Genomic DNA, 17,520 nt, shown 5'->3' with positions numbered 1-17,520 from the left:
CGTCGACCTGCGTCCGATGTGTCTGCCCTGTTCAGGTGCCCTACCCGCCGGTGGGCAACACCCCCGGCCTCACCAGGCGTCCGGGTCCGGCCGGGCCCGGCGCCAGGCCTGTTCGAACTCCTCCGCGTCGATCTCCCTGGCGGCCTGGTCGGGGTCGAGCAGGTCGACCGGCGGGTTGAACGGCCAGTCGTCAGTCCGCAGCGCGTCGCCGTCCGGCAGCAACTCCACCTGCCGCAGGCGTCGGCCGTCCGGACCGTGCTCGGCGAGGAAGACCACCCCCTCGTTCTCCGGCTCGTCGTCGCGCAGGTAGACGCGCTGCCGGCCGGCCAGCGCGCCGAAACCCGGCCGGTCCCGGTGTGCCGCCCGCCGGTCGCGCAACGCCACCAGGACGTCGTCGGTCAGGGCGTCCAGATCGGCCTCGTCCAGGGACCATCCCTCCGCCTGGCGGACCGTCGACCCGTCGGTCACCACCTCGACCTCGGCGAGGGTCTGGACGATCTCCTCGGGCGAGGTGGCCCGGACCCACCACCAGACGCCGCCCATCCCGTAGTCGTTCACCACCAGGTACAGGTTCCGGGACGCGGAGGTCATGCGCGACAGTATCGCCGCCGCCGCCGGGTCCCACCTCGCCGGAACCCGGGCGGTGGCCGCCCGGCAGCCCCGACGGGACGCGCGCCGGCGCGTCGCGGTCAGCGCGAGGCCAGGGTCTTCTCGGCGTACGCCCAGAGCCGGTCCGCGACGGCCGGGTCGACGGCGTGGGCCACCCCGCCGGTGGCCTCCGGGCCTCCCGGCACGACCTCCGCCTCCTGGTTGTCGTCGAAGTAGCGGCCACTCACCCCCTCGACCCAGTGATCCCTCCTCCGCCCACCGCCGGGTGATGCCGACCACGAGGAGCGCGTCCGCGGTCTTCGACTGGCCGTGGGCCGCCCACGGGTCGTACGGGCGGCGCGCGAACTGCGGGTCGTCGACGTCGAACGGCCAGGCCAGGTAGGCCCGGGCTGACCACGACGACCCGTGCCGACCCGGACGCCCGGAGGATGTCGTGCAGGCCGGTGGCGAGGGCGAAGTGGCCGGTGGTTGGTGGCGCGCTGGAGTTCCCAGCCCTCCCGGGTGAGGATCGTCATGATGTCGGCGTTGACGACGAGCGCGTCGAGCGGGCCGTGCCACGCCGCGACGAACGCGTCCACCGACGGCAGGTCGGCCAGGTCGAGCGCGGCCGCCCGGACGGTGCCCCGGCCGGCAGCGCACCTCGGGGTGGCTGCATCGCCCACGCCGTCGGCTACGGCTCGGAGAGCGCGCTGAGCGTCGCCTTCAGCCGCACCGCCGGCGTCTCACCCCGCGTCTACCGCGCGCAGGCGCCCCGCGCCGACCTGGCCGGACGCCTACCCTCCGGCTGATGACCATGCGGTCGACCGCGAGTGGCTCGAGTGCTACGGGTCCCGCGGCGCCGCTGCGGCGCTGACCGGCCGGCATCCGGTCGATGTCCGGCCGGTCCGGGCGAGGTGGCCGGCCACGCTGTGAGACAGTAGCCCGACCATGAGCCGCTACGGACTGCTGATCCTGCCCGCCACCAACCGGGTGTACGCCCAGTCCGCCGTCGACCTCACCCGGGCCGAGTTGGAGATCTTCAGCCGGTCGGTGCTCGGCGGTCGGATCGGTGGCCTCGGGACCGCCACCGTCGGCGGCGCCCGCTACGTGACGTTCGAGGCGGACGGGCTGGACGCCCGGGACGCGGCGCTGCTGGGCAACCTCTCCGCGGCCTACGCCCTCTTCGAGTTCGCCGGCGAGCTGATGCGCCCGGTGGACCTGCGCCGGCTGGACCGCTACGACGACGACCTGATCACCATCCAGAAGTACGTGGGCAAGACCAACGAGCAGTTCACCAAGCTGCTGCTCAACGTGACCCTGCTCGGCTCGGCATGGGCCGGCGAGCTGCTGGAGCGGCGATTCCGGGTGCTCGACCCGTTGTGCGGTCGCGGCACCACCCTCAACCAGGCGTTGATGTACGGCTTCGACGCGGCCGGTGTGGACCGCGACCAGAAGGACTTCGAGGCGTACCGGGCGTTCATCACGACCTGGCTCAAGCAGAAGCGGATCAAGCACCGGGTGCTGGAGTCGGGGCCGGTGCGGCGGGAGCGGAAGGTGGTCGGTCGCCGGCTGCGGGCCGAGCTCGCGCCGTCGAAGGACGCGCACAAGGCCGGCGACGTGCAGCTGCTGGACGTGGTGAACGCCGACACCACCCGGACCGGCGACTTCTTCCGGCCCGGCAGCGTCGACCTGGTGGTGGCCGACGCGCCGTACGGCGTGCAGCACGGCAGCCGGACCGCCGACGCCGGGCTGACCCGCGATCCGCTGGCGCTGCTGGAGGCCGCCGCACCGGTCTGGGCGACGGTGCTGCGACCCGGAGGCGCGCTGGGCATCTCGTGGAACACCAACGTGGCCCGCCGGGAGGACGCGGCGACGGTCCTGGCCGACACCGGCCTGACGGTCCTCGACGCCGAGCCGTACCTGGCGCTGCGGCACCGGGTGGACCAGGCGATCGTCCGCGACATCCTGGTCGCCCGCAAGCCCGACTGACCACTCAGGGCCGCGCGTCGCGGTGCCGCACCCCAGCGGGCGCCGGGTGCGCGGGTTCTGTCATAGGCCGGTGTCAGGCTCTGCGGTGTGCAGCTTCGTTACCGCTACCGCGTTTATCCGACCCGGGAGCAGCAGGTGTCGTTGGCGCAGGCGTTCGGGTGTGCCCGGGTGGTGTGGTGCGTGCTGATACTGGCCCGGTGGAACGTGTCCCGAAGGGCCAGCGACCTGCTCCCCCAGAACGGGGCCCGGCGAAGCCATAGCAGCCGGAACTGACCGGAGAGGGCGAAAGCCAGCAATAGAGGGGCGTGAGTGCGCTGCGGTCACGAGTTCGCCCTGAATCCGGCCTTCTCGGCTTTAGGCCTTCGCATACCGTCGAGGAATGACGGAAGACGCAGAGTCGTCAGATGAGGAGTTCAGAGGGTCCAAGATCGACGAGTATCTCGCGGACCTCCGGGAGCAACTGCTGGCGAACAGCTACGTGGAACCCGAAAAATACGGACTCCGCCATGCTCCATGAGAATTGCGGCGCTCTCGACGACGTTCGAGCCGGCCTTGCTGAAGAGGGTGAAGAACTTCTCGTTCCGCGGCTGCATCCGTAGGCCCATGAGAGATCCTCCTAGGCCGACGGTACGCCGTACGCGGCGCGCCGTCGCTTCGCGGGGAGGTTGTCCGTCAAGCCGACGATCAAGGGAAAGGGAAGTACCCACTCCCTTCCACTCTCAACATATACCGCACCGGGGGACTTGCGGCAAGACCCGGGTCGTGCCGCAGAATTGCCGGCCGAGGCCAGAACCTGCAGAAATGGAAGTCACGAAATGCGTGTGTTGTTGTCGACGTATGACTCGCGCGGGGGCGTCGAACCGCTGGTGGGACTCGCGGTGCGGTTGCGGGCACTCGGCGCGGAGGTGCGGGTGTGCGCGCCGCCGGACGAGGAGTTCGCGGAGCGGCTGGCCGGTGTCGGCGTGCCGCTGGTGCCATTCGGCCAATCGGTGCGCGCGATGGTGACCGGGGCGACGCCGCCGTCGGCGGCGGACGTGCCCCGGCGCGCGGCCGAGTTGATCGCCGCGCAGTTCGACGCGGTCGCCGCGGCGGCCGAGGGGTGTGATGCGCTGGTGGCGACCGGCCTGTTGCCGGCCGCGGCCGGCGCGCGGTCGGTGACCGAGAAACTGGGCATCCGCTACGTGTACGCGAGCTACCAGCCGACCACCCTGCCGTCGCCGCACCACCCGCCGCACCCGCGGCCGGGCCGGCCGTTCCCACCGGACGTGACCGACAACCGGGTGCTGTGGGACCTGGACGCCCAGAGCGCGAACGCGCTGTTCGGCGAGGCGCTCAACACCCACCGGGCGGCGATCGGCCTGCCACCGGTGGACAACGTCCGCGACTACGCCTTCACCGACCAGCCGTGGCTGGCGGCGGACTCGACCCTAGGCCCGTGGCAGGAGCCGGCGGACCTCAACGTCGTGCAGACCGGCGCGTGGATCCTGCCGGACGAACGCCCACTCCCGGCCGAGTTGGTGGCGTTCCTGGACGCCGGCACACCACCGGTGTACGTGGGCTTCGGCAGCATGCCCATGGGCGCCTCGACGGACGCCGCCCAGGTGGCCATCGAGGCGATCCGCGCGCAGGGCCGCCGCGCACTCGTCGCCCACGGCTGGGCCGACCTGGCCCTGATCGACGACCGGGACGACTGCTTTGTCGTCGGCGAGGTCAACCAGCAGGCACTGTTCGGGCGGATCGCCGCCGTCGTGCACCACGGCGGCGCGGGTACCACGACGACCGCCGCCCGGGCCGGCGCTCCGCAGGTGGTGGTACCCCAGCAGGCAGTGGACCAGACATACTGGGCCGGCCGGGTCGCCGACCTGGGCATCGGCACGGCACACGATGGTCCGACTCCGACCACCGAGTCCCTGTCAGCCGCGCTCAGGACGACCCTGACCCCCGAGACCCGCGCACGAGCGACCGCCGTGGCCGGCACGATCCGCACCGACGGGGCGACGGTGGCCGCGACGCTGCTGCTCGACGCGGTCAGCCGGGAAAGGCCGCCAGTGTCCGCGTGAACCACGCGGGATCGTCGAGCCAGGACCCGGAACGCGAGACCCTGCAAACCCTGGTGACCTGAATCGACAGCGGCAACGGGGTCCACGTCAGGCGGAGCGTTGCTCGTCATGGCCACCAGGTTCGTCACGCCGCGGTGCAGACGCCTTGCTGCGCGCAATGGTTGCAAGCGACCTCAGATCGGAACTGATGAATTGAATCCCCTTACTACCAGCGCGTTTGACCTTCCCGGCCACCTCTCTCCCAAGGCCGACCCGATGCTGATCGCCGGCGACGGGCGGCACTTCGCGGCCATCGCGGCAAGCCTGGAGCAACAGCTCGCCGACCTGTCCGACCGCCTCGACGCCGCCCGCAAGGCGCCCGGCGGCAAGGGCCGGCAGGCGGTGGACCGCGACCAGGAGGTCCGCCGGCTGGCCGCTCGCCTGCGACAACTGCGTCGCTTCGGCTTGGACCTGTGCCTGGGACGCATGGTCAGCGCGGACAACCCCGAGCCGGTGTACGTCGGACGACAGGGCCTCACGGACAGCGCTGGTCGTCGGCTGCTGGTCGACTGGCGCTCCCCGGCGGCTGAGCCGTTCTTCGGAGCGACCCACGCCAACCCGATGGGTCTGGCCAGCCGCCGCCGCTATCGCTGGACCCGCGGCCGGATCAGCGACTACTGGGACGAGGTGTTCACCGCGGACGGGTTCGAAGGGCACGCCGCCGCGCTCGACGACCAGTCGGCCTTCATCGCCAGTCTGGGCGGCAACCGGTCGAACCGCATGCGGGACGTGCTCGGCACGATCCAGGCCGACCAGGACGCCATCATCCGAGCGGGATCCCGCGGCGCTCTCGTCGTCGACGGCGGTCCGGGTACGGGGAAGACGGTCGTCGCGCTGCACCGCACCGCCTACCTCCTCTATTCCGACCCTCGCCTCGGTCACCGCCGGGGCGGCGTGCTGTTCGTCGGTCCGCACCAGCCGTACCTGGCCTACGTCGGCGACGTCCTGCCCAGCCTCGGAGAGGAGGACGTGCAGATCTGCACCCTGCGGGACCTCGTCGCCGAGGGAGCCGCCGCCGCGATCGAGACCGACCCGGAGGTGGCCCGCCTGAAGTCGTCCGCGGACCTGGTGAAGGCGATCGAGACGGCCGTCCGGTTCTACGAGGAGCCGCCGACCAAGGGGATGACGGTCACGACCGACTCGTCCGACATCCGGTTGAGCGCCGACGATTGGGCCGAGGCGTTCGAAGCACGAGAACCCGGAACCCCGCACAACGAGGCACGCGACCAGATCTGGGAGGAACTGCTCACGATCCTGGTGGACAAGCACGACGGCGAGGAACCGGCCGACCTGGTCCGCATGTCGCTGCTGCGGAACAAGGAGCTGCGCACGGCCTTCAACCGCGCGTGGCCGCTGCTCGAAGCGGCCGACCTTGTCGGAGACCTGTGGTCGGTACCCGCCTATCTGCGCAAGTGCGCTCCCTGGCTCAGCCCCGACGACGTTCGGACGTTGCAGCGCGCCGACGCCCAGGCCTGGACGGTGCCCGACCTGCCGCTCCTGGACGCGGCCCGGCAGCGGCTCGGCGACCCGGAGGCCTCCCGACGTCAGCGTCGGCACGACGCCGCGGTCGCCGCCGAACGCGAGCGCATGGCCAGGGTCGTCGACGACCTGATCGAGGCCGATGTCTATGACGACGGCGAAGGCCTGCTGACGATGCTGCGCCAGCAGGATCTGCGGGACGCCCTGGTCGACGAGTCCGGACTATCGGGCGCCGACCCGGACCTGCTCGCCGGCCCGTTCGCGCACATCGTCGTGGACGAGGCTCAGGAACTGACCGACGCGGAGTGGCAGATGTTGTTGCTCCGCTGCCCGTCGCGGAGCTTCACCATCGTCGGGGACCGCGCCCAGGCCCGGCACGGGTTCACGGAGTCGTGGTCGGAACGGCTCGAGCGGATCGGGCTCGGCCGGATCAACCTGGCCTCCCTGAGCATCAACTACCGGACGCCGGAAGAGGTCATGGCGGAAGCCGAGCCGGTCATCCGGGCCGTGCTCCCGGACGCCAACGTGCCGACCTCCATCCGCAGCGGCGGCGTCCCCGTCGTACACGGATCTGCTTCTGATCTGAGCTCGATCCTCGACACCTGGCGCGCCGCGCACGCCGACGGGATCGCCTGCGTCATCGGCGATCCCACATTCCGGACGACGTCCCGCGTCCGGTCGCTGACCCCGGAGCTGTCGAAGGGGCTCGAGTTCGACCTGGTCGTCCTCATCGACCCAGAGGCATTCGGCAAAGGCATCGAAGGAGCGGTCGACCGCTATGTCGCGATGACCCGAGCGACCCAGCAACTCGTCATCCTCACGAGCTCCTGATCCCGGCGTACTACGCGTACATGGGGGTGGCCAACGCCGCCGGTCCCGCACCGGTCGACCTCCCCCCGGTGACCCGGGCCGACGCGACGCAGCTGCGGCAGCGGATCGCCGCCGGCCAGTGGGTGGTCGACCTTCGCAACCGCAAGGCGTACGCCGCGTCCCACCTCGCCGGCACGGTCAGCCTGCCGTCTGGGTGCACTGCGGCTCCGGCTACCGCGCCACAGCGGCCGCGTCGCTGCTGGTCAACGCCGGGCGTGAGGTGGTCGTCATCGACGACATGTTCGCCCACGCCGCGGCCGCCGGGGTCGCCATGACCGGCGCCTCCTGACCCGTACGTACCCTTCCGGGCGGGCCGCCTCCGGCCGCGCCCCGATGCCTCCAGGCCCCGTGCCCAGTACAGGAATGAGAAGAGATGACCACCATCGACGCCACCAGCCTCCGCGCGCTGATCGACTCCGGCCGGGGGCCGCGCCTGCTCGACGTGCGCACCCCCGGTGAGTTCGAGACCGCGCACATCCCCGGCGCGTACAACGTCCCGCTGGACCTGCTCCGCGAGCACCGCGAGGAGCTGCGCCACCACCTCGACGAGGATGTCGTGCTGATCTGCCACTCCGGCGGACGCGCCGCCCAGGCCGGGCAGGCACTCGCCGGGGTCGGCCTGCCCCGGCTGAAGGTGCTCGACGGCGGGATGACGGCCTGGCGGGCCGTCGGGGCGCCGGTCAGGCTGGGCCGGCCGCGCTGGGACCTGGAGCGACAGGTCCGGCTGGTCGCCGGTTCCATCGTGCTGGCCAGCGTCCTCGGCTCGGTGTTCGTCCCCGGTCTGAAGTGGGTCGCCGGCGTCATCGGCGCCGGGCTCACGTTCGCCGCCGTCACCAACACCTGCGCGATGGGGATGCTCCTCGGCCGGCTGCCCTACAACCGGGGCGTCCGCTGCGACCTCGACACGATCGTCGGCCAGCTGCGCGAGGCGCCGACAAGGGGAACCCGGTCATGAGCGCGAGCCTCGTCCTCACCCTCGGGCTCGCCGTGCTGATCGGCGTCACCCGGTGGTCCCGGCCCGTCCCGACGGGGAATGATCGTGGTCATGAGCCGGCGACCGGCGGTGGACCGGCCGGCCCGCGGGTGGCGGGCCGGACGGTCCACCGGTCAGTACGCGTAGGTGACCGAGATGGTGCTGTTCGGGCAGGAGTTGGCCCAGCTGCTCAGGGCGCTCTTCTCGGCGCTGTCCACGGTGAGCCGCCAGCGGATCTTGGTGGCGACCCACTCGTTGACGTAGCGGCAGCGGGCGGAGCTGTACGACGGCATCCAGGTGGCCGGGTCCTGGTCGCCCTTGGCCTGGTTGACGTTGTCGGTGACGGCGACCAGCGGGCGGTGGTCGCCGAGGTCGTTGGCGTACGCCTGGCGTCGGCTGGTGGTCCAGTTGCGCGCGCCGGAGTCCCAGGCCTCGGCGAGCGGGACCATGTGGTCGATGTCGAGGTCGCTGGTGATGGTCCAGTAGGCATTGTCGTAGTAGGAGTACCAGCGTCCGCCGGAGAGCGTGCAGGTGCCGCTGACGGTGGGGGATGAGACGGCCTCGGCGAGCAGCACCTCGTTGCGGGTGTGGCAGCCGTCGCCGTCGGCGTCGATCCAGTGCGGGAAGAGGTCCCGGTTGTAGCCGGTGCGGACCTCCGTGGCGACCGGCAGGCCGGCGACCGCGGTCTGCAGGGAGGCCGAGTAGCTGGCGGCCCAGGCGGGCTGGACCAGGCCGAGGGTGGCGGACAGGGTCGCGGCGAGGGTGATCGCCGTCGCGCGCAGCGTACGGGTCATGGTGCTCCGTCCAGGTGAGGAGGGCTGGGCGACTGCCCGCTCCCATATAGACAGAGTTGAAACTCGTTCACAAGGTCGGATTTGTGAACGACGGGGGACGGAGTGTCTCCGAAATTCCGAACGGGGGATCAGCCCAGGTCGAGGCGAGGCGCCGGGTCGACGGCCTTCGCCAGGGCGAACGCCCGGCGCAGGCCGTTGCGGAGTTCCTCGTGCGCCGGCTGGTCCAGGCGCAGCCGGACGACCAGCCCGGTCGCCCGCAGCCCCAGGTCGGCGGCCGCCGCCGGGGTCAGCCGCAGGCGCAGCGCCCGGTCGGTCAGGCGCAGGGCGACGACTCCGCCGTAGCTCGGCGCGTGCCGCTCGGTGACCAGGCAGAGCCCCTCGTCGTCGTCCGGGTCGTAGTAGTCGTGCCCCGGGTCGACGGCCTGGAACTCCAGGCTCCGCGGCGCGTCGTCGAGCTCCCGGCCGGCCAGCGTCACGCAGAACACGCCGTTCTCCTCGACGGTGCGTACCTCGGTCGCGGTGAAGGCGGTGCGGACCCGGCGCACCAGCCCGGCGGCCGCCCGGCGCACCGGGCCCGGCGCCTCGCCGGGACCGTACAACGGGCCGGCCTCGGCCAGGATCGTGTGCCGGACCAGGTCGACGGCCAGGTCGGGGCGGCAGTAGGTGATCTCGTTGACGCCGTGCAGCCCGACGAACCGCAGGACGACCTGGCCGCCGTCCGCCGCCGTCCCGTGCCCCTGCCACCAGGCGGTGAGCGGTTCCGCCAGCACGGCGAGCGCGGCCGGGTCCTCGGCCTTGAAGAAGAGCAGCCGACCGTTGCGGTCCACCTCGATGCCGTGCGGGCCGAGCAGCGGAGCGGCCGACGCCAACATCCCGGCCGGGTCGGCCTGACCGTCGCCGACCCGCACGCTCACCAGGAAGCCCACCGGCATGTGCGTACCCTCCCCGTCGCGCCGTCGACCGCTCCGACCCGGTCGGCGGTTCCGCGCAGGATACGGGGTGGCGGACGGGTCACTCCTGCGGGAGGAAGGCCAGCGCCAGGGTCAGGTCGAGCACCGTCCCCGGGTCGTTGAGCCGGTCGCCGTACAGCTCCCGCAGCCGGCCCATCCGGTAACGGACCGTCTGCGGGTGTACGAAGAGGTCCGCGGCGACGTCGTCGCGCCGGCCCTGGTGCAGCAGCCAGGAGCGCAGCGTCTCGGCGAGCCGCTGCGCGGTCGCCGGGGGCAGCGCCGACAGCGGCTGGAGCACCTGGGCGCGCAGGTCGGCCAGAGCCTCCGGGTCGGTGCTGAGGACGAGCCGGGCCAGGTGCTGCTCGGTGTCCAGCGGCACGTCCCCCTCCGGCCGGGCCAGCCCGAGCGCCAGCGCGCGCGCCACCCGCTGGTACGACTGGGCGACCCGGGTCCACACCCGGGCCGGCCCGAGCACCGCCCGGTGCCCGTGCAGCACCCCGGCGAGCTGCCGGCGGCGACCGCCGTGCATGTCCGGGACCAGCAGCACGGCCGGCTCCTCGGCCAGCTCCACGCCGGGCAGGTCCTCGCCGCTCTCCAGGGTGTACGGGCTCAGCACGGCGAGCACACCGCGCAGGTTGCTGCGGGGGAGCACGGCGACGGTCAGCGTCTGCGGCGTCGGCCACTCCGCCCGCTCGGCGCTGCGGCGCAGCACGTCCTCCGGCTCGCCGGCGAGCAGCTGCTGGGTCAGCCGTTCCAGGTAGCGGTGGCGGACCCGGCCCGCGCTGGCCAGCTCGTCGGCGTGCCCGGCCACGCTGGCCGCCGACAGCTCGTCGATGTACGCGAACATCAGCTCGGCGAACTCGGCCACCGTCTCCGCGGAGAGCCCGCTCTGCACCGTGGTGGTCGAGACCTCCCGCCAGGCGACCCGGGCCCCCACCCGGTACGCGGCCAGCAGCGCGTCCATGCTCCGTCCGGAGCGGGCCTCGCCGCTGCCCAGGGCGTACGCTGCCTCCAGCGCCCGGCTCAGCGGCGTGCTCGGGTCGGCGGCCTCCGCCCGCTCGATGAGCTGGAGGAACGTGCCGAGCGCGATACGTACCGCGTTCTCGATCTTGTCGCGCATCTGGCCGGTGAGGGTGCCGGAGTAGTCGGGCACCTCGCCGGTGATCGCGGAGACCGTCCGCTCGGCGACCACGGGCAGCCGGACCCGCAACCGGTCGGCCACCCGCTCGTCCAGCTTCAGGTGGGCCGCGCGGTGGCTGGCGGCCCCGGAGCCGTCCGACATGTTGTTCCCTCCGAACAAAAACCTATGCTCAATTCACCTTCGCTGGTCAAGATGTTATGCGAACGGGCGGCCAGGCTGGTCATATGACCACCACCGTCCCGCGTCCCCCGGCAAAGGTGACCGTCCGGGACCGGCTCCTCAGGCTGGCCGAGACGGTCACCACCCCGCTGCTGCCGGGGGACTACCTCGACCTGGTCGCGCCGCTGCGCTCCGGCACCGCCCTGCGCGGCCGGATCATCGCCGTCGACCCGGAGACCCCCGACGCCGCCACGCTGACCATCCAGCCCGGCCGGGACTGGCGCGGCCACGTCCCTGGGCAGTACGTCCGCGTCGGCGTCGACGTCGACGGGGTCCGGCAGTGGCGGGCGTACTCCGTCACCTCGGCGCCGGACCGCGCCGACGGCCGCTTCTCGGTCACCGTGAAGGCGATCCCCGACGGCAAGGTGAGCAATCACCTGGTCCGGCGGGTCCGGCCCGGCACCATCGTCCAGCTCGACCAGGCGCAGGGGGACTTCGTCCTGCCCGACCCGGCCTCGGACCGGATCCTGTTCCTCACCGCCGGCAGCGGCGTCACCCCGGTCATGGGGATGCTGCGCGCCGGCGCGCACACCCGCTCGGACGTCGTGGTGGTGCACTCCGCGCCCACCCCGGCCGACGTGGTCTTCGGCGCCGAGCTGCGGGCACTGGCCGCTCAGGGCGCGATCCGGCTGGTCGAGCGGCACACCGACACCGCGGGGCTGCTCGGCGTCGACGAGCTCGGCGGGCTGGTCCCCGACCACCTGGAGCGGCAGACCTGGGCCTGCGGCCCGATCGGCATGCTGGACGCGGTGGAGGAGCACTGGCGGTCGGCCGACGTCGCGGACCGGCTGCACACCGAGCGGTTCCGGCCGACCGTGATCTCGCCCGGCGAGGGCGGCACCGTCACCTTCACCCGCGCCGGCCTCAGCGTGCGGGCCGACGGCGCCACCCCCATCCTGGACGCGGGGGAGGCGGCCGGGGCGCTGATGCCGTCCGGCTGCCGGATGGGCATCTGCTACGGCTGCGTCCTGCCGCTGCGCCAGGGCGCCGTCCGGGACCTGCGCAACGGGGAGATCACCACCGCCGTCCCCGGTGACGGCGTACTCATCCAGACCTGCGTGTCGGCGGCGGCCGGTACCTGCGACATCGATCTCTGACAGGAGGCCGGACGTGACCGTGATCCAGAAGAAGTCCGACAACCCGATCGCCCACCTGAGCGCCGAGGACATCGAGATCATCGGCAAGGAGCTCGACGCCATCCGCGACCGGGTGATCGCCGACCGGGGCGAGCGCGACGCGAAGTACATCCGCAGGGTGATCAAGACCCAGCGGACGCTGGAGCTGAGCAGCCGCGCCGTGCTGCTCTTCTCGCTCTTCCCGCCCGCCTGGGTGATCGGCACCGCCGGCCTGTCGGTGGCCAAGATCCTGGACAACATGGAGATCGGCCACAACATCCTGCACGGCCAGTGGGACTGGATGCGCGACCCGAAGATCCACTCCACCACCTGGGAGTGGGACCACGTCTCCCCGGCCGAGCAGTGGAAGCACTCGCACAACCAGCTGCACCACACGTACACCAACGTGGTCGGCAAGGACAACGACCTCGGGTACGGCATCATGCGCGTCGACGAGGACCAGCCGTGGCACCCGATCTACCTTGGACAGCCGCTGTGGAACCTCCTCAACGCCTGCTTCTTCGAGTACGGCATCGCCGCGTACGACCTGGATCTGGGACGCAATCTGCGCAATGGCCGGCACAAGGCCCCGGAGTTCCGGGCCCGCGCCCGGGCCGTCGGCCGCAAGATCCGCCGTCAGGTGCTCAAGGACTACGTCGTGCACCCGCTGCTGTCCGGCCCGTCGTTCCTCAGCACCCTGGCCGCCACCTTCACCGCCAACCTGGTCCGCAACCTGTGGAGCCACTCGGTGATCATGTGTGGGCACTTCCCGGAGGGCGTGGAGACCTTCGAGAAGTCGTCCATCGAGGGCGAGACCCGCGGCGAGTGGTACCTGCGGCAGATGCTCGGCTCGGCCAACATCAGCGGCAGCAAGCTGATGCACATCATGACCGGCAACCTGTCCTTCCAGATCGAGCACCACCTCTTCCCCGACCTGCCCAGCAACCGTTACCAGGAGATCGCCCCGCAGGTGCGGGCGCTGTTCGACCGGTACGGGCTGAAGTACACCACCGGCCCGCTGCCCAAGCAGGTCGCCTCCGCCTGGTGGAAGGTCATCCGGCTCTCTCTGCCCACCCGGGACTCGGCGCGGTCGGCGCCGGCCGAGGACCTGTCCACCCGTACCCTGGCCCCGTCCGGAGCCTGACCGGCGACGACGGCGACCGCCGCCCCCACCACGGGTAAAGCGGTGGGCGGCGGCGCCGCGCCCCGGGTACTGTCGGGACATGCAGATCTGGCGCACCACCGCCGCCGCCGCGCGAGCTTCCCGCTCGCCGGCCGCCGCCGCCTGATCTCCCGACCCACGCCGGCGACCGGAAACGGTCCGCCGGCGTCCTGTCATCCCGCGACGCCGCGCTCGCGGCGGACCCTTTCCCGGTCGCACCGACCCGGAAGGCCACCGCCATGACACCCGACCAGATCGTCCACACCTTCGTCGACCACTACCGCCGTCGCGGCCACCGGTACGCGCCGGAGAGCTCACTCGTCCCGCCACCGGGTGACCCGGTGCTCTTCACCACCTCCGGGATGCACCCGCTCACCCCCTACCTGGCGGGCCACCCCCACCCCGCCGGCCGGCGCCTGGCCAACGTGCAGCGCTGCCTGCGCACCACCGACCTGGACGAGGTCGGCGACCGCACCCACCTGACCGTCTTCGACATGCTCGGCTCCTGGTCGCTCGGCGACTACGACATCGCGCAGAGCATCCGCTGGGGCCACGAGCTGCTCTGCGACGGCTTCGGCGTCGACCCCGGCCGGCTGTACGCGACGGTCTTCGGCGGCGACGACCAGCTCGGACCGGACGAGACCGCGTGGCGGACCTGGACCGCGCTGGGCGTGCCGGTCGAGGCGAACCGGGAGGAGAACTGGTGGTCCAACGGCCCGACCGGGCCGTGCGGGCCGGACTCGGAGATCTTCGTCTGGACGGGCGACGGGCCGCCCACCGGGACGCCCGGCACCGACCACCGGTGGACCGAGGTCTGGAACCACGTACGGATGGGCTGGCACCGGCACGACGACGGCCGGCTGGAGCCGCTGCCGCAGCCCAACATCGACACCGGGATGGGCCTGGAACGGCTGGAGATGGTCCTGCGCGGTGACCGCTCGGTGTTCACCGGCGACGGCCTGCGGCCCTGGGTCGAGAGCGTCTCGGACCGCTGGCGGCTGGACGAGGAGCCGCTGCGCCGGGTCTGCGACCACCTGCGGTCCGCGGTCGTGGTCGTCGGTGACGGGACCCGACCGTCGAACACCGGACGGGGGTACGTGCTGCGCCGGCTGGTCCGTCGGGCGCTGACCGACCTGTGGCGGGACGACCCGACGCGGACCCTCTCCGAGCTGCCCACCGCGCCGTACCGGGACACCGTCCACCGGTTCCGGCAGGGCACCGACGTCGGACTGGTCCGCGAGGTGCTCGCCGACGAGGAACGCCGGTTCCGTGGCCTGCTGCGCCGGGGACGCCCGGTGGTCGACCGCCGCCGCTCCCGGGGACCGTTGACCGACGAGGACTACCGCTGGCTGCACGACACCCACGGCCTGCCGCGCGACCTGGTCGACGCGCTGCTCGGGGCGCCGGACCGGCCGGGACTGTCATCGCCGGAGGTTGATTGATCTCGACGCCGGCCGGGTGTCCGCTGTGGACCGCCGCCGGAGCGCCGGCGCCGGACCACCCTCGGGGGAGGTGTCCGGTGACCAGCCGTGCCGGAGCGACGGGTCAGGTGAGCAGCAGCCAGGTCGGCACGGCCAGCAGCACTCCGGCCGCCGACCCGGCCAGCACCTGGCCGGTGGTGTGGTCGCCGAGCCGCACCCGGGACCAGCAGATCAGCGCCACCAGCCCGAACGCCACCAGCAGGGCCGGTCCGAAGACGACCACCAGCACCGCGACCGCCCCGGCCGAGACCGCGGCGTGCGCGCTGAGCTTCCACACCTGGTTGACCGCGGTGACCACGAGCAGCACCCCGAACATCACCACCACCATCGCCACCAGCGGTCGGGGCGCCCCGAGCAGCACCAGCGCCGCGAGGCCGGCCAGCACCGACAGCAGCCCGCCGACGAGCGGGCCGCGCCGCTGCTCGCGTACCCCGATGTGGTGGTCGGTGAGCCGGCCGCGCCGCACCCCGAACAAGACGATCCCGTACGGCACGACGGCGCTGAACAGCACCGTCAACAACCCCCAGCCGAGGCCGTCCAGCCACGCCGGCGCGGTGGCGTGCAGCGCGATGACCAGCGGCATCGTCGCGGCCCACACCGCCGGCGCGAACACCTCGGTGACCACCCGCGCCGGCCTCGCCGGCGCGGCGACCCTGGTTCCACCCGACACACTGCCACCTCTCCCCGTCCCGCCCGCAGGGTGGTTCTCCCGGAAACGGTAGGCCCCGGCCTCCCCGACGGCCCCGGCGGCCTCCACCCGCCGCCGTCCGCCGGCGGTGGCAGCGCGGGTGGGCGGGTGTCAGACTGGCCACCGGGGCACCCCAGCGGCGAGGGACGTGGGCGCATGACGGAACACGGGTACGCACTCCGGCCGGACACCGAGACCCGGGACCTGCTCGGCGCCCGGGTCACCGTGGTCGACGCCGCCGGCCTGCTGGCCGCAGCCGGCACCGGCCCGGTCGAGCTGCTGGCCGACGCCACCTTCCCCGCACCGGTCCGCCAGCTGCGCCTGCGCCTGCACACCGCCACGCGGGACGGGCGGCGGGTGCACCGGTTCGAGGCGCACCTGCGGGCCGGCCCGCCGCCGGCCGCGGTGGGGCTGCTCGCGTTGGGCCTGGCCGGCCCGGCCGGGCTGCTGCTCGCCCACCGGTTCGCCGCCGGTGACCCGTTCGCCGGCCGGGTGGTCGCCGGCGCCGGTCGGCGGGCCGCCGAGGCGTCCCGGCAGCTCGGGCTACGCTCACCCGCCGCCACCGCGCTCGCCGAGCCCACCCGGGACGCGGTCGGCGCGGCGGTGCTGCGCGAGGCCGAGGCGCGGGACCTGCGCCCCGAGATCGACCACGACGCCGCACCGGGCGGCCGGGCGGTGACCGTCCGCGGCGCGGTGCCCAGCGAGGACGTCACCCCGGCGCACCTGTGGGCGATGGTCGCCCTGGTGCTCCAGGTGGTCCGGGAGCTGACCGGCGACACCCCGGAGCCCCGGGTGCTGCGCGGCCGGTCGTACACGGTCGACCGGCGGCCCGAGCCGGCCGGCACGCCGTCGGGCACCGCGACGGTCACCCTCGACCAGGTCGGCGGCCTGGACGAGGTCGTCGCCCGGTTCCGGGAGATCGCCGTGTCGTTCCGGCACCCGCAGGTGATGGCCCGCTGGGGCGCCCGCCGCCCGCAGGGCATCCTGATGTACGGCCCGCCGGGCACCGGCAAGACCATGCTGGCCCGGGCCCTCGCGAACGAGATCGGCGCCGACTTCCGCGAGATCCGCACCCCGGAGATCCTGGACAAGTACCTCGGCGGGTCGGAGCGCAACATCAAGCAGATCTTCCGCGAGGCCCGCGGCTACCGGCAGCCCACGGTGATGCTCTTCGACGAGTTCGACAGCATCATCAGCTACGCCGGCGCCGGCGGGGACGCGGCCAGTCAGGCGGTCAACGCGGTCGCCGGCATCTTCAAGCAGGAGATGAACACGCTGTTCGAGGAGAACCCGGACGTCATCGTGGTGGCCACCACCAACTTCCCGCAGCGGGTCGACGCGTCGCTGATCCGCTCCGGCCGCTTCGACGTCAAGCTGGCCATCCCGCTGCCCGACGAGGAAGGCCGCGCGGAGATCATCGCCAAGATGATCCGCGAGCTGATCGACCGGCACGAACGGCCCGGCTTCCGGATGTTCGCCGACCACGTCGACCCGCGCGGGCTGGCCGCCCTCACCCCCGGCCTCTGCGGCGCGGACATCCGGGAGGTGCTGCGCCGGGTGCAGCTTGCCAAGGCGATGCGGGAGGCGACGGAAGGTGCGCCGGCCGGCCCGATCAGTCAGGATGACCTCCGAGAGGCCGTCGCCGGGCTGCGCCGCGGCTGACGACGGTACGGCTGTCGACTTCGACCTCGGGCCACGACGGCGGGGCCCGGTGTGGTGTCCGGGCCCCGCCGTCGTGTTTGACGAGTTCAGATGCCGTAGATGAACTGTTCGTCGACTCCGCCACCGCTGTTGGCGTTGCGCAGGTAGACGGTGTTGTTGCTCGGCCGGCGTACACCGGGGGTGTCGCTGCCGTCCTTGTTCCAGTCGCCGGGGACGGCGACGTCACCCGACGGGCCGTGGCCGAAGATGAACTCGTGGTCGGTGCTGGTGGTGCCGTTGGTCAGGTACCAGGTGGAGTTGCCGGGGCGGA

General features: G+C 72.6%; 17 protein-coding genes and 2 pseudogenes. 12 read left to right on the top strand and 7 right to left on the bottom strand.

Annotation, left to right across the window (positions count from 1 at the left end; translation table 11 throughout):
• Positions 1-69 precede the first annotated feature (69 nt).
• Positions 70-591: a hypothetical protein gene (locus ACLQ2U_RS28205; protein WP_425753935.1), complete on the bottom strand. Its 522-nt coding sequence runs from the start codon at positions 589-591 to the stop codon at positions 70-72.
• Positions 592-689: 98 nt separating this feature from the next.
• Positions 690-836, bottom strand: a complete 147-nt coding sequence (locus ACLQ2U_RS28200; protein ID WP_425753934.1) for a hypothetical protein — start codon at positions 834-836, stop codon at positions 690-692.
• A gap of 216 nt (positions 837-1,052) precedes the next feature.
• On the opposite strand from ACLQ2U_RS28200, the gene ACLQ2U_RS28195 reads away from it, so the two are divergent.
• The 8 genes and pseudogenes from ACLQ2U_RS28195 to ACLQ2U_RS28160 all read left to right on the top strand — a co-directional run bounded on the left by ACLQ2U_RS28195 (position 1,053) and on the right by ACLQ2U_RS28160 (position 7,980).
• Positions 1,053-1,397 carry a hypothetical protein gene (locus ACLQ2U_RS28195; RefSeq protein ID WP_425753994.1) on the top strand — a complete coding sequence of 115 codons (345 nt, stop codon included), beginning with the start codon at positions 1,053-1,055 and terminating at the stop codon, positions 1,395-1,397.
• Positions 1,398-1,536: 139 nt separating this feature from the next.
• Positions 1,537-2,577: a TRM11 family SAM-dependent methyltransferase gene (locus ACLQ2U_RS28190; RefSeq protein ID WP_425753933.1), complete on the top strand. Its 1,041-nt coding sequence runs from the start codon at positions 1,537-1,539 to the stop codon at positions 2,575-2,577.
• An 87-nt stretch (positions 2,578-2,664) separates the two neighbouring features.
• The gene (locus tag ACLQ2U_RS28185; protein WP_425753932.1) at positions 2,665-2,850 is read left to right on the top strand and encodes a helix-turn-helix domain-containing protein; all 186 of its coding nucleotides are present in this window, start codon (positions 2,665-2,667) and stop codon (positions 2,848-2,850) included.
• Between the two features lie 106 nt (positions 2,851-2,956).
• Positions 2,957-3,094, top strand: coding sequence for a hypothetical protein (locus tag ACLQ2U_RS28180; protein WP_425753931.1), 138 nt, complete (start codon positions 2,957-2,959; stop codon positions 3,092-3,094).
• A gap of 298 nt (positions 3,095-3,392) precedes the next feature.
• A complete protein-coding gene (locus tag ACLQ2U_RS28175) occupies positions 3,393-4,637 on the top strand; it encodes a glycosyltransferase (protein ID WP_425753930.1) in 1,245 nt (414 codons plus the stop codon).
• Positions 4,638-4,892: 255 nt separating this feature from the next.
• A complete protein-coding gene (helR, locus tag ACLQ2U_RS28170; protein WP_425753929.1) occupies positions 4,893-6,986 on the top strand; it encodes an RNA polymerase recycling motor ATPase HelR in 2,094 nt (697 codons plus the stop codon).
• A 2-nt stretch (positions 6,987-6,988) separates the two neighbouring features.
• Positions 6,989-7,314 (top strand): annotated as a pseudogene (locus tag ACLQ2U_RS28165) (rhodanese-like domain-containing protein); the annotation flags it as partial.
• Positions 7,315-7,398: 84 nt separating this feature from the next.
• Entirely contained in the window at positions 7,399-7,980 is a 582-nt protein-coding gene (locus ACLQ2U_RS28160) for a rhodanese-like domain-containing protein (RefSeq protein WP_425753928.1), read from the top strand.
• Between the two features lie 152 nt (positions 7,981-8,132).
• Here ACLQ2U_RS28160 and ACLQ2U_RS28155 read toward each other — a convergent pair whose 3' ends face one another.
• The 3 genes from ACLQ2U_RS28155 to ACLQ2U_RS28145 form a co-directional block, all read right to left on the bottom strand.
• Positions 8,133-8,792 (bottom strand): HNH endonuclease family protein, encoded by a 660-nt coding sequence (locus ACLQ2U_RS28155; RefSeq protein WP_425753927.1) that lies wholly within the window; start codon positions 8,790-8,792, stop codon positions 8,133-8,135.
• A gap of 128 nt (positions 8,793-8,920) precedes the next feature.
• Complete coding sequence (locus tag ACLQ2U_RS28150) at positions 8,921-9,724, bottom strand: Imm10 family immunity protein (protein WP_425753926.1); 804 nt, start codon at positions 9,722-9,724, stop codon at positions 8,921-8,923.
• A gap of 79 nt (positions 9,725-9,803) precedes the next feature.
• Complete coding sequence (locus tag ACLQ2U_RS28145; RefSeq protein ID WP_425753925.1) at positions 9,804-11,024, bottom strand: PucR family transcriptional regulator; 1,221 nt, start codon at positions 11,022-11,024, stop codon at positions 9,804-9,806.
• 83 nt (positions 11,025-11,107) lie between these two features.
• Here ACLQ2U_RS28145 and ACLQ2U_RS28140 point away from each other — a divergent pair, with 83 nt between their 5' ends.
• From ACLQ2U_RS28140 to ACLQ2U_RS28130, 3 genes are all read left to right on the top strand, one after another.
• Complete coding sequence (locus tag ACLQ2U_RS28140; protein ID WP_425753924.1) at positions 11,108-12,199, top strand: ferredoxin reductase; 1,092 nt, start codon at positions 11,108-11,110, stop codon at positions 12,197-12,199.
• Positions 12,200-12,212: 13 nt separating this feature from the next.
• Positions 12,213-13,361 carry a fatty acid desaturase family protein gene (locus tag ACLQ2U_RS28135; protein ID WP_425753923.1) on the top strand — a complete coding sequence of 383 codons (1,149 nt, stop codon included), beginning with the start codon at positions 12,213-12,215 and terminating at the stop codon, positions 13,359-13,361.
• A 257-nt stretch (positions 13,362-13,618) separates the two neighbouring features.
• A complete protein-coding gene (locus tag ACLQ2U_RS28130; protein WP_425753922.1) occupies positions 13,619-14,821 on the top strand; it encodes an alanine--tRNA ligase-related protein in 1,203 nt (400 codons plus the stop codon).
• A 103-nt stretch (positions 14,822-14,924) separates the two neighbouring features.
• Here ACLQ2U_RS28130 and ACLQ2U_RS28125 read toward each other — a convergent pair whose 3' ends face one another.
• Positions 14,925-15,443: a hypothetical protein gene (locus ACLQ2U_RS28125; RefSeq protein ID WP_425753990.1), complete on the bottom strand. Its 519-nt coding sequence runs from the start codon at positions 15,441-15,443 to the stop codon at positions 14,925-14,927.
• A 261-nt stretch (positions 15,444-15,704) separates the two neighbouring features.
• Here ACLQ2U_RS28125 and ACLQ2U_RS28120 point away from each other — a divergent pair, with 261 nt between their 5' ends.
• Positions 15,705-17,210, top strand: a complete 1,506-nt coding sequence (locus ACLQ2U_RS28120; protein WP_425753921.1) for an ATP-binding protein — start codon at positions 15,705-15,707, stop codon at positions 17,208-17,210.
• Between the two features lie 86 nt (positions 17,211-17,296).
• Here the strand turns inward: ACLQ2U_RS28120 and ACLQ2U_RS28115 are convergent.
• A pseudogene (locus ACLQ2U_RS28115) lies at positions 17,297-17,520 on the bottom strand (hypothetical protein); the annotation flags it as partial.

It is taken from the genome of Micromonospora sp. DT47 (assembly GCF_049844475.1).
Taxonomy (GTDB): Bacteria; Actinomycetota; Actinomycetes; order Mycobacteriales; family Micromonosporaceae; genus Micromonospora.
This window is presented reverse-complemented; position numbering and strand designations above follow the sequence as displayed.

Bases quoted from the DNA above. Each gene is read 5' to 3' on its own strand.
- ACLQ2U_RS28175 (WP_425753930.1), top strand. From the start codon at position 3,393: ATGCGTGTGTTGTTGTCGACGTATGACTCGCGCGGGGGCGTCGAACCG.
- ACLQ2U_RS28150 (WP_425753926.1), bottom strand. From the start codon at position 9,724: ATGCCGGTGGGCTTCCTGGTGAGCGTGCGGGTCGGCGACGGTCAGGCC.
- ACLQ2U_RS28180 (WP_425753931.1), top strand. From the start codon at position 2,957: ATGACGGAAGACGCAGAGTCGTCAGATGAGGAGTTCAGAGGGTCCAAG.
- ACLQ2U_RS28160 (WP_425753928.1), top strand. From the start codon at position 7,399: ATGACCACCATCGACGCCACCAGCCTCCGCGCGCTGATCGACTCCGGC.
- ACLQ2U_RS28205 (WP_425753935.1), bottom strand. From the start codon at position 591: ATGACCTCCGCGTCCCGGAACCTGTACCTGGTGGTGAACGACTACGGG.
- ACLQ2U_RS28125 (WP_425753990.1), bottom strand. From the start codon at position 15,443: ATGCCGCTGGTCATCGCGCTGCACGCCACCGCGCCGGCGTGGCTGGAC.
- ACLQ2U_RS28155 (WP_425753927.1), bottom strand. From the start codon at position 8,792: ATGACCCGTACGCTGCGCGCGACGGCGATCACCCTCGCCGCGACCCTG.
- ACLQ2U_RS28130 (WP_425753922.1), top strand. From the start codon at position 13,619: ATGACACCCGACCAGATCGTCCACACCTTCGTCGACCACTACCGCCGT.
- ACLQ2U_RS28140 (WP_425753924.1), top strand. From the start codon at position 11,108: ATGACCACCACCGTCCCGCGTCCCCCGGCAAAGGTGACCGTCCGGGAC.
- ACLQ2U_RS28145 (WP_425753925.1), bottom strand. From the start codon at position 11,024: ATGTCGGACGGCTCCGGGGCCGCCAGCCACCGCGCGGCCCACCTGAAG.
- helR (WP_425753929.1), top strand. From the start codon at position 4,893: ATGCTGATCGCCGGCGACGGGCGGCACTTCGCGGCCATCGCGGCAAGC.
- ACLQ2U_RS28120 (WP_425753921.1), top strand. From the start codon at position 15,705: ATGACGGAACACGGGTACGCACTCCGGCCGGACACCGAGACCCGGGAC.
- ACLQ2U_RS28190 (WP_425753933.1), top strand. From the start codon at position 1,537: ATGAGCCGCTACGGACTGCTGATCCTGCCCGCCACCAACCGGGTGTAC.